This is a genomic window from Romboutsia sp. (assembly GCF_035470145.1).
GTDB lineage: Bacteria > Bacillota > Clostridia > Peptostreptococcales > Peptostreptococcaceae > Romboutsia_D.
Genome location: NZ_DATIRC010000166.1, coordinates 1 through 3483, shown reverse-complemented (window position 1 = coordinate 3483; position 3483 = coordinate 1). Strand labels below are relative to the sequence as shown.

At 29.5% G+C, this 3483-nt stretch carries 5 protein-coding genes; all 5 read left to right on the top strand.

Annotation, left to right across the window (positions count from 1 at the left end; translation table 11 throughout):
- Positions 1 to 218: DUF362 domain-containing protein (locus VLM92_RS06660; protein WP_325275567.1), on the top strand; the 218-nt coding region annotated here is incomplete at its 5' end.
- A 122-nt stretch (positions 219 to 340) separates the two neighbouring features.
- Positions 341 to 1555, top strand: coding sequence for a hydantoinase/carbamoylase family amidase (locus VLM92_RS06655; protein ID WP_325275566.1), 1215 nt, complete (start codon positions 341 to 343; stop codon positions 1553 to 1555).
- A gap of 2 nt (positions 1556 to 1557) precedes the next feature.
- Positions 1558 to 2838 carry a dihydroorotase gene (locus VLM92_RS06650; RefSeq protein ID WP_325275565.1) on the top strand — a complete coding sequence of 427 codons (1281 nt, stop codon included), beginning with the start codon at positions 1558 to 1560 and terminating at the stop codon, positions 2836 to 2838.
- A gap of 181 nt (positions 2839 to 3019) precedes the next feature.
- Positions 3020 to 3265, top strand: coding sequence for a (2Fe-2S) ferredoxin domain-containing protein (locus VLM92_RS06645; RefSeq protein WP_325275564.1), 246 nt, complete (start codon positions 3020 to 3022; stop codon positions 3263 to 3265).
- Between the two features lie 14 nt (positions 3266 to 3279).
- The coding region (locus tag VLM92_RS06640) for a 4Fe-4S binding protein (protein WP_325275563.1) at positions 3280 to 3483 on the top strand (204 nt) is incomplete at its 3' end.

Here is a 3483-nt window from a genome sequence, read left to right as displayed (position 1 = left end):
TTACCAAATTAATTACACCTAAACCTATTATAAGACATAAAGATTGTGTAAAGTGTGGTAAATGTATAGAAGCTTGTCCAGCTAAAGTTATGGACATTACTGAAAATAAAGTAAGTATAAATTTAGATAAATGTATAAGATGCTATTGTTGTCATGAACTTTGCCCTAAAAAAGCTGTAGATATTAAACGTAGTTTTATATTCAAACTTATAAAGTAATAAAATGAACTGAAATATGAATATTAAAATAAAAAAGATGAAATTAATTCGTTATAGTATTTAAAATGATAATTAAATAATATATAATATAAGAAAAATATTCAATCAATGGGGGAAAATTTATGGCTTCAAAAAGAGAAGATGTAGAGTATTTAGAATATATATTTAGCAAATTTTATGATATTGGAGCTAATTCATATGGTGGGGTAACAAGACTTGGATATTCTAAAGTTGAAGATGAAATGCATGATATGTTTAAAGATTTAGGAGAAAATGAAGGATTTGATACTTATATAGATGAAGTAGGAAATACATATGTAGCAAATGATATCTCAGATAAAAAATATTACTTGATAGGTTCTCACTTGGATTCTGTTGTAAATGGCGGTAGATATGATGGTGTAGCAGGGGTTATTGCAGGTCTTTTAATATTAAAATGGGCAAAGGATGATAACTTAGATATATCAATAAGAGTTGGAGCATTTAGATGCGAAGAGTCTAGTAATTTTGGTAAGTGTACTATAGGTAGTGGGCTTATAACTGGGGAACTTACTAAAGGTGATGTAGGTGGACTTGTGTCTAAGACCGGTAAATACATAAGAGAAGTATTTAATAATAAAGGATACAACCTAAGTCCTAAAAAAATAGAAAACATAAAGCAATATTTAGAACTACATATTGAACAAGGTAAGGTACTAGAAGAGTACGGTATAAAGGTAGGAATCGTTAGTGATATAGCAGGTCCAAGAAGGTTTGATGTAAGTATTTTAGGAGAAGCTGAACACTCAGGAGCAACACCTATGGATATGAGACAAGATGCCCTTTGTGCTGCTTCAGAATTTATACTAGAGTTAGAAAAGCTAGGAAGGCAGGAAAGTTATAGAAAATCTGTAACAACTGTAGGTGTAATCAATAATGGTCCAAATGTGTTAAATGTTATACCAGGTGAAGTTAATCTTGGAGTAGATATAAGAGGAATCGATATAGATAGCTTAGATGTTATTGAAAAAGGTATGAAAAGTTTAGCAAAGGAAATTTGTGAGAAAAGAAATGTAAATATATTTATACAAGATAGTGGTAGATTTGATCCTGTGAAAATGAGTTCATACATGCAAAAGAAATTAATTGAGTGTAGTGATAAGTTAAAAATATCTCACAAAGTAATGCCAAGTGGAGCAGGTCATGATGCAATGGCATTTAGTAAAATCTGTGATACAGCAATGGTATTTATACCATGTTATAGAGGTATAAGCCACAATAAAAGCGAGTTTTCATCATTGTTAAGTATATATGATGGAGCAAAGGTTATATATGAATATCTAAAAGGGGAAATGTAGACATGATACTTATAAAAAATGGAAGAGTAATAGATCCAAGCACGAAAAGAGATGAAGTTTTAGATATAATTATTAAAGATAATAAAATCGAAAAAATAGGTAAATTTCCTATAACAAGTGAATATAAAAATGTAATAGATGCAAGTGGAAATATAGTAGCGCCAGGACTTATTGATGTACATGTACATTTTAGAGATCCAGGGTTTACTCATAAAGAAGATATAGAAAGTGGTTCACTATCAGCTGCTAAAGGTGGATTTACAACTGTTATATGTATGGCAAATACTAATCCAATAGTAGATAATGAAAAAACTTTAAAATATATAAATGATAAAGCTAAAAAGTCACCAATTAATGTATTACAAGTAGGTTCTATAACTAAAGGATTTAAGGGTGAAGAATTAGTAGATATGGACAAGCTTAAAAATAAAGGTGCTGTAGGATTTAGTGATGACGGACTTCCTATAACAAATAGCGATATTATACTTGAAGCAATGAATAAAGCAAAAGAATTAGATGTTCCTTTAAGTTTCCATGAAGAAGATCCATCTTTAATAACATGTGCAGGTGTAAATGAAGGTGAAATATCTAAAGAAATGGGAATAGTTGGTGCATCAAATGTAGCTGAAGATGTTATGGTGGCAAGAGATTGTATGCTAGCCCTAAAGAGTGGAGCAAAGGTTAATATACAACATATAAGCTCAGGGGCATCTGTTGAAATGGTGCGAATGGCTAAAAAATTAGGGGCTAATGTATATGCAGAAGCTACTCCACATCACTTTACATTAATAGAAGATGATGTATTAACTTATGGAACTAATGCTAAGATGAATCCACCATTAAGAACGGTAGATGATAAATATAAAATTATAGAAGGTTTACAAGATGACACTATTGAGATAATAGCAACAGACCATGCACCTCATACATATGAAGAAAAAAATGTGGAATTTACGAAAGCTCCAAGTGGAATTGTAGGGCTTGAAACAGCATTAGCACTTGGTGTAACCAACTTAGTTAGAAAAGGTCATTTAAGTATTATGAAGTTAATAGAAAAGATGACTATAAATCCTGCAAGATTATATAATTTACAAAGTGGATGTATAAAAGAAGGGGTACAAGCTGATTTAGTAATATTTAATGCAAATGAAAAATATATTGTTAGTGAATTTGCTTCAAAGTCTTTTAATTCGCCGTTTAAGGGACATACTTTATATGGAAAAATTAACTACACTATATGTAAAGGTAATATAGTATTTGAAAATATAGAAGAAAATAAATAGAATGAAAAAATACCCAATATCTCAAGTTAGATAATGGGTATTTTTTAGGAAAATTATAATCTGATTAAATAACGATTTATATAAATTTAAGTGTTTTTTGTAGAAAAATTATACTTATTGAATTAGAATTATATCATGGAAAAATATAGTAAAAGTATTAAAATAGGGAAGGGGGATTTATATGAAAACTATAAAGGTATGTATTGGGAGTGCATGTCATATAAAAGGTTCATATGAAGTTATAGAAATATTTAAAGAGTTAATAGAAGAATATAAATTACAAACGAAAGTAGAACTATGCGGTTCATTTTGTTTAGGTAAATGTAGAGATGCAGTTTCTGTTATGAGGTGGGATGAAAAAATATTTTCTATTTCAAAAGAAAATGCAAGGGAAATGTTTAAAAATGAGTTTATATCATATTTATAAAGGTGGGAGTTTTAATGTGGTTTATGGAAATTTCAAAAGCTAATTGCAAAAATTGCTATGCTTGCATAAGGGTATGCCCTGTACATGCTATTAAAGTTGAAAATGAACAAGCACAAATTATAAAAGAAAGATGTATTGTTTGTGGTAAGTGCTTTAAGAGATGTCCGCAAAATGCTAAGTTAATAAAGTCTGAAAAAGAAATGGTAAAACACTATATA